The sequence below is a fragment of the Colwellia sp. TT2012 genome (genome assembly GCF_001440345.1).
Taxonomy (GTDB): domain Bacteria; phylum Pseudomonadota; class Gammaproteobacteria; order Enterobacterales; family Alteromonadaceae; genus Colwellia.
Genome location: NZ_LJYX01000032.1, coordinates 1 through 7,521 on the forward strand (window position 1 = coordinate 1; position 7,521 = coordinate 7,521).

Here is a 7,521-nt window from a genome sequence, read left to right on the forward strand (position 1 = left end):
ACAGAGGAGCCAGAACTTCATCGAACTACCGTATAAAAAGGCTTTGGTTGCAGCCAAAGCTTGGGCCTCACTTTACCTAAACTTGTTTTACAATAGAATTAAAAGATGGGTATATTATCCATACAAGCACTTCAAACGGAACAAAAACAGTTGGTTAGGTTCCGCTTCGCTACACATTTTAACCAACTATTTTTGTCCGCTTAAGTGGGCGTTAGTTGGCTAATAAAAAAGATCGTCTAAGTGCTAAATAATTCAGTTTCACCAATTCACTGTTTGGTGCTTTACCGCGAATAAGTTAGTCACTTTTATCACGTTTCTGAAAGGTGTATTAGCGTAACTATTCGCTCTAAATAGTGAGTGTAATGGCTCAAATTCACGGTTTGGTATTTTCATTACGGTGCGTTTAAGTTATTGTTGTACTTGGTGAAAGTATGTTGCAACTAACAAGCAAATCAACTGGGACACGTAACACTTGCTCGGTTCCACTTCGTTTCACATTTTAGCAAGTATTACTTAGCCCGTTATTTGGGCGTTATATGTTTTTAAAAAACTAGCTTTAGAGCAAAACCTTTGCGTTTCGCCAAATCAGGTTTTTATGTTTAATCACGAATAGGTTTTGCACGGTCATTCGGTTTAATTATTGTTTACGGCACAACCATTCGTTCTAAATTGGTTATTTGTATGGCTCAAAATAGAGGCTAATGTTTATTTAACAGTGCCTTTAAGTTATTGTATCGCTTGGTTTTACCAGTATTGCATCTAACAAGCAATTCAACAGGACACGCAACAGTTGGCCGCGTTCACTCCGTTCACAAGTATGGCCAACTATTACTTAGCCCGTTAATTGGGCGTTAGTTGGCTAATAAAAAATATCTTATAAGTGCTAAATAATTCAGTTTCACCAATTCACTGTTTGGTGCTTTACCGCGAATAAGTTAGTCACTTTCATCACGTTTCTGAAAGGTGTATTAGCGTAACTATTCGCTTTAAATAGTGAGTGTAATGGCTCAAATTCACGGTTTGGTATTTTCATTACGGTGCGTTTAAGTTATTGTTGTACTTGGTGAAAGTATGTTGCAACTAACAAGCAAATCAACAGGGACACGTAACACTTGCTCGGTTCCACTTCGTTTCACATTGTAGCAAGTATTACTTAGCCCGTTATTTGGGCGTTATGAGTTAAACATAGGATTACTATGAGTCAAAATGAAATCTCAGATGAATTCTGGCAGAGAGCTGATGAGTATATTGAATTAGCTAATAATCAATCTAAGTCCGAATCTAAAGGCAAGGTAGGAGCATCATTACTTTATGCGTCAGCCCGCTTTAGTGCATTTGATGTCGCATCGTCATCCACAAGTGCAGAAGAGATGAAGGCAGATAAAGATGAAGCTATATCTTTCTATGTCGAGCAGTTCAGAAAAATGATTACTGATAACATGGATGAATACATAGAAAATTTCAAGGGCTACAAACCACATGGTTAGTCTTGAGCTAGAAAACTCATAACAAGCAATTCAACAGGACTAAAAACAGTGGGCTGTTCGCTTCGCTACCATTTTAGCCCACAATTTTCAGCCCGTTAATTGGGCGTTAGCAGGCTTAAATCGTTAGAGTTTTATCTGCCTTCATTGATGTACTAAAAAGGGTCTTTATGTTCGCTCAAATTTTCTTAGCTATTGTGGCTGTATATCTTTTTTATTTAGGTATTGTTGAAAAATCTATTCTCAACATTGGTATAGGTTTTATTTTAATAATGGTATCAGCTGCTAGATTTTATGCCGCAAAATCAGGTTCATCTGTTCAAGAGGAATTTGATAAATGGCGCGCCAAACGTAATAGTGAAATAAACGGTGAGTAGCATGCAGCGCTGCTAACAAGAAATTAAACAAGGACAAAAAACAGTTGGTTTTTGCTCCTTCGTCGCTTATTTTAACCAACTATTTTTTGCCTGTTAATTAGGCGTTAGGTTACTTCTCAAGCATGGATGTTTATGGCAACTAAAGTAATATATTTTTTAATTGGGGTGACTGTTGCAACTCTTATAAGTTTTAATTATTTTTCGAAAATAATTAGCGAACAGAATGAGTTGATAGCTAGTGATTTTCAAAAAAACATGAGCTTATACAAGGGTAGTTTTAGTGACCAAGTTCTTCCTGTTATCAAATCAAACAATATAGCTATTCGTGGCATTATGGATAGTCAGCCTGATGAGTTAAATATAGAAGTAGCTCGTACATTACTTGTATCAACTATGTTGTTAAACTCCATGACTTTACAGGATTTAAACATAAAAAAGGAAGTGTTTTTGTCAGCTATGCTCTTTTATAAAAAGTCATCTAATGAGCAGGAGTTACAAGATATTATTCCTTTGCTAATTACGTCATGTAAAAATAATTACATTTTTCCTGAATGCACTAAAGAGCAGATAAATGGGCTCTTAGAGGTTATAAAGTAACCTAACAAGGGTTTTCAAGTCGGACAAATTACAGTTGGCTTTTTGTTCGTGCCTCACTTATTTTAGCCAACTGCAATTTGCCGCTTAAAACGGCGTTATATGCGGTTAAAACCTGAGTATTAGAGCAAGACAATCTTTTTAGTTTTACGCTAAATCAGGTTCAGTTTAATCACTAATAAGCATTGCCTCTTTTACCTTTTTCAAAGGTGGCAATGCTATTAAGTTTATTCGAAAAGTTGTGAGTAGCGTAAAAATTCACAGCTTAATTATGTATTACAGTGCCTTAAAGTTCGTGCAAAGCCTGGTTCAACCAGTGTTGCATATAACAAGCAATTCAACGTGACACGCAACAGTTGGCCGCGCTCACTACGTTCACAATTATGGCCAACTATTACTTAGCCCGTTAATTGGGCGTTATATGTTTTTAAAAACTTAGCTTTAGGGCAAAACCTTTGCGTTTCGCCAAATCAGGTTTTTATGTTAAATCACGAATAGGTTTTGCACTGTTATTCGGTTTAAATATCGTTTACTGCACAACCATTCGTTCTAAATCGGTTATTTATGTGGCTCAAAATAGAGGCTAATGTTTATTTAACTGTGCCTTTAAGTTATTGTATCGCTTGGTTTTACCAGCATTGCATATAACAAGCAATTCAACAGGACACGCAACAGTTGGCCGCGTTCACTCCGTTCACAAGTATGGCCAACTATTACTTAGCCCGTTATTTGGGCGTTAGTTGGCTAATAAAAAAGATCGTCTAAGTGCTAAATAATTCAGTTTCACCAATTCACTGTTTGGTACTTTACCGCGAATAAGTTAGTCACTTTAATCACGTTTCTGAAAGGTGTATTAGCGTAACTATTCGCTCTAAATAGTAAGTGTAATGGCTCAAATTCACGGTTTGGTATTTTCATTACGGTGCGTTTAAGTTATTGTTGTACTTGGTGAAAGTATGTTGCAACTAACAAGCAAATCAACAGGGACACGTAACACTTGCTCGGTTCCACTTCGTTTCACATTTTAGCAAGTATTACTTAGCCCGTTATTTGGGCGTTATATGTTTTTAAAAATTAGCTTTAGGGCAAAACCTTTGCGTTTCGCCAAATCAGGTTTTTATGTTTTACCACGAATAGGTTTTGCACTGTCATTCGGTTTAATTATTGTTTACTGCACAACCATTCGTTCTAGAACGGTTATTTGTGTGGCTCAAAATAGAGGCTAATGTTTATTTAACTGTGCCTTTAAGTTATTGTATCGCTTGGTTTTACCAGCATTGCATATAACAAGCAATTCAACAGGACACGCAACAGTTGGCCCGTTAATTGGGCGTTAGCTGGTTGTTCGAAACGAGGAGGTATATTCCTCCTCTATAACTTAAATACTGAATAATCGTTCAATTATGGGGCTGTATAAATCGTAAAGTTTGTATAGTCGGTAAGCGAATCTAACTATTGATACAGCTGCTTTTATAGTTTTAATGTTTTTGTCATTGTTACTTTTGTTATTCATAATTTGCTCCGTTATCTTCTCCAAAATGGAGAAATCGAAGAGCTAGGTTTAACGGGATGGAAATGACGATAGATTAAGAGAATTGAATTTCACTTTGAGTATTCACCAGCTAACAAGGCAATTAAACGGAAAATTTACAGTTGGCTGTTTTTCGTGCCTCAAACATTTTAGCCAACAGTAACTTTCCGCTTATTGCGGCGTTATATGCGGTTAAAACCTGAGTGTTAGAGCAAGACAATCTTTTTAGTTTTACGCTAAATCAGGTTCAGTTTAATCACTAATAAGCATTGCCTCTTTTACCTTTTTCAAAGGTGGCAACGCTATTAAGTTTATTCAATCAGTTGTGAGTAGCGTAAAAATTCACAGCTTAATTATGTATTACAGTGCCTTTAAGTTAGTGCAAAGATTGGTTCAACCAGCGTTGCATATAACAAGCAATTCAACGTGACACGCAACAGTTGGCCGCGCTCACTCCGTTCACAATTATGGCCAACTATTACTTAGCCCGTTAATTGGGCGTTAGTTGTACCGCTAAACAAGTGAAGTTTTATTGCAAAAGCGGTGTTTTATAAATAGGTTTGGTCTGTGTTTTAGGTGAGTTTTCGCCATTAACTTTTGCTCTTTAACCAGCGAAATTCAACCTCATTTGTCAATTGAAGGTTTAATGCGTTCGCTTCTAAACGGGTACTTGCGTGGCTCAAAAGTCAGGCTTTATTTTGTAGCGGTACGGGTATTCTTTATTATTAATTTACGCAGTATGCTATGGTAACTTGTTGTTAGCGTAGAGCTTTTAATCCCAACAACTAACAAGACATTCAAACGGACAAAAAACAGTTGGTTGTTTTCACTCCGTTCAACATTATAACCAACAATTTTTTGCCGCTTAATGTGGCGTTAGAACACTATTGATAGGTTTGAGTATTTTATATGATAGGCGAAAAGTTACTTTTAAAAATGTGGGAAACACTAACAACTGAAGGTGTAGGTACTTTAATTTCACCATGGAAAGTGAGACGTGAAGGAAAAGCACAAGTAGATATAAGACGAGATGAAATGTTAATGCTCGCTCAAACAGAACTTGATGTGCAGGCTATTCGCGAAGGAACAAAAAAAATGTTGCCCGATCACTCATTGGTCTGCGTTAATGATTCAGGAAAAAGTGAAACATTAAATATTACTTCATCCGAAAAAATTGAACCAACAATTGATTTCGCAATGTTTGCGAATCAAGTAGGCCTATCAGTAGGAATAAAGAGTATTCAAGAAGAAATTAATCTGAATAAAATAATTGTTTTTGCTGAGAAAGAGTTAGAAAACGATAAAGTAGAAGTTCCAAATGATAATATTGATCCTGATTGGTTTACACGATGGAGAGACAACGCACAGAAAGTAAAATCTGAAGAATTACAGCAGCTTTGGGCTAAAGTTTTAGCCGGAGAAGTAAAATCACCAGGTTCATATTCACTTAGGACACTGGAATTCATAAAAAACATATCACAAGAAGAAGCTAATTTAATTTCTAAATTAGCTATGTATGCTATGGATGGCAGTGTTTATATAGAGAAAAGACTTGAGGACGTAGGTATTGATTTTACATTTTTACTCGAAATGGACGACCTTGGTGTAATCAGTGGTGTTAAAGGCGGTGGTTTAGAGTATCAATTAGGTACACGAGAAAAAGGACACTATACCAACTCAATGATACATAGAAATAAAATTTTGATTTTTTCAGCACCAGATGAAAAAATTCTGCTCAAGTTTAAGTGTTATAAAGTTACTAAAATTGGTTGTGAAATTTTTGAACTCGGAGATTTTGGAGCTGATCAATTGTACTTAGAAAGTATAGGGAAAAAAGCAAAATCTCAAGGCGTAAATGTAAAAATAGCGGACTGGGTTCAAACAACAAAAAAATATGGGAACTTCTTTAATCCTATGGAGTTATAGTGTTCTAACAAGTCGTTTAAAAGGACAAAAAACAGTTGGCTTTTGCTCCTTCGTCGCTAATTTTAGCCAACAATTTTTTGCCTCTTAACGAGGCGTTAGGGTACTCGATATGTTCAAGTTTGGCTCTCGTCAAAAAGAAGTAAATTGGGAAGAGTTCTTTGGTGAATCAATTCCATCAAGGAAGGCTCAATTACTTGATGAGTGTAATAAATACGTACGTGGATGACGTCACTGAAAATACGTCAAATAATGTATTAAGAGGTGTTGTCTCAGAAGCTGAACTTGAGAGACGGTTAAATTCTAAAAAAGCAGTTAATCAATCTAAACAGTCAAACTTAATAGCTATTTCTGCATTTATAATTGCTTTAATATCTTTAGTCGTGACAGTGTACGGTAAAGTACCCTAACAAGCACTTCAAACGGAACAAAAACAGTTGGTTAGGTTCCGCTTCGCTACACATTTTAACCAACAATTTTTGTCCGCTTAAGTGGGGCGTTATATGCACAAGGAGTGTCAAGCATTGAACATCAAACTACTTTCTATTTCGCTGGTCGTTTTATTATCAGCATGTGGTGCAAGTCAACCACCACCGTATCAAAAAGACCGAGCACCTGAAGATAGAGATCAATATAGTGGCGCTGAGGGGTTAACTCAGCAGCAAAAAGATCAAACTTATCTTATGAATAAAGAGTTATCTGATAAATGTACTGAAGCTAAAATAGACTTGGCTATTGCTGAAACAGATAACAATTCCAGTGAAATTAAAAAGCAAAATGCACTAATTAGCAGTACGTGCATATAACAAGCAATTCAACGTGACACGCAACAGTTGGCCGCGTTCACTACGTTCACAATTTTGGCCAACTGTTTCTTAGCCCGTTAATGTGGGCGTTATATGCTACAAGGAGTTTAGCCGATGTTCGGATATGAAAAACTGCCTATTTTTGAAGATATAGATCGTCGGGTAATCTATAGAACAATAAAGATAGCCTCTCGTAGGGCAAAGCTATATTCGAAAAGTTCGGTTTGGTTAAAAGAGATGTTTTTATTGGCTATATTTTCAGGTCTTATTTTTACTGTAGCTCTCAAAATAGAAGAGCTACAGTTAGGGTTAATTATTGCTTGGTCCATACTTTCAAGGCTAGTTTTAAAGAAAGAGTTTGATAAGTTTGTTTTGCCTTTATTGCCTAAAGCATTACAAGACGCACAAACATTTCCTGAAATGGTTAAGTAGCATATAACAAGCAATTCAACGTGACACGCAACAGTTGGCCGCGCTCACTACGTTCACAATTATGGCCAACTATTACTTAGCCCGTTAATTGGGCGTTGGTATGACTCCCCACGTCAAGTTAAATACACCGATCCCTGCTCATTCATTTAGAGCCATAATGTCTTCTTTTAAAATAGAAGAGTTAACGCATAGATGAAGCAAGTAATTTCGTCGGTTATCCTGCTGATATTCGTGGATTACTAACCTATTGGTTAGCAGCGCCTACCTTACTTATTCCGTCGTGGCACCTGATTTCAGTCTATGCTCGTGGTTCAACGATAATAAATACCGTTGCCAGCCTAACGCCCTCGGTGGTTATGCCACAGCCGATGCTT

At 36.6% G+C, this 7,521-nt stretch carries 6 protein-coding genes; all 6 read left to right on the top strand.

Annotated features, from left to right (window positions below; genetic code table 11):
• Positions 1 to 1,196: 1,196 nt before the first annotated feature.
• Positions 1,197 to 1,487 (top strand): DUF3144 domain-containing protein, encoded by a 291-nt coding sequence (locus ASU03_RS18195; RefSeq protein WP_057833205.1) that lies wholly within the window; start codon positions 1,197 to 1,199, stop codon positions 1,485 to 1,487.
• A 167-nt stretch (positions 1,488 to 1,654) separates the two neighbouring features.
• Entirely contained in the window at positions 1,655 to 1,861 is a 207-nt protein-coding gene (locus ASU03_RS18200) for a hypothetical protein (protein ID WP_057833206.1), read from the top strand.
• A gap of 132 nt (positions 1,862 to 1,993) precedes the next feature.
• Complete coding sequence (locus tag ASU03_RS18205; RefSeq protein ID WP_157465959.1) at positions 1,994 to 2,458, top strand: hypothetical protein; 465 nt, start codon at positions 1,994 to 1,996, stop codon at positions 2,456 to 2,458.
• 2,437 nt (positions 2,459 to 4,895) lie between these two features.
• A complete protein-coding gene (locus tag ASU03_RS18210) occupies positions 4,896 to 5,912 on the top strand; it encodes a DUF2806 domain-containing protein (protein ID WP_057833207.1) in 1,017 nt (338 codons plus the stop codon).
• Between the two features lie 500 nt (positions 5,913 to 6,412).
• A complete protein-coding gene (locus ASU03_RS18220; protein WP_082627344.1) occupies positions 6,413 to 6,715 on the top strand; it encodes a hypothetical protein in 303 nt (100 codons plus the stop codon).
• 114 nt (positions 6,716 to 6,829) lie between these two features.
• Entirely contained in the window at positions 6,830 to 7,147 is a 318-nt protein-coding gene (locus ASU03_RS18225; RefSeq protein WP_057833210.1) for a hypothetical protein, read from the top strand.
• Positions 7,148 to 7,521 lie beyond the last annotated feature (374 nt).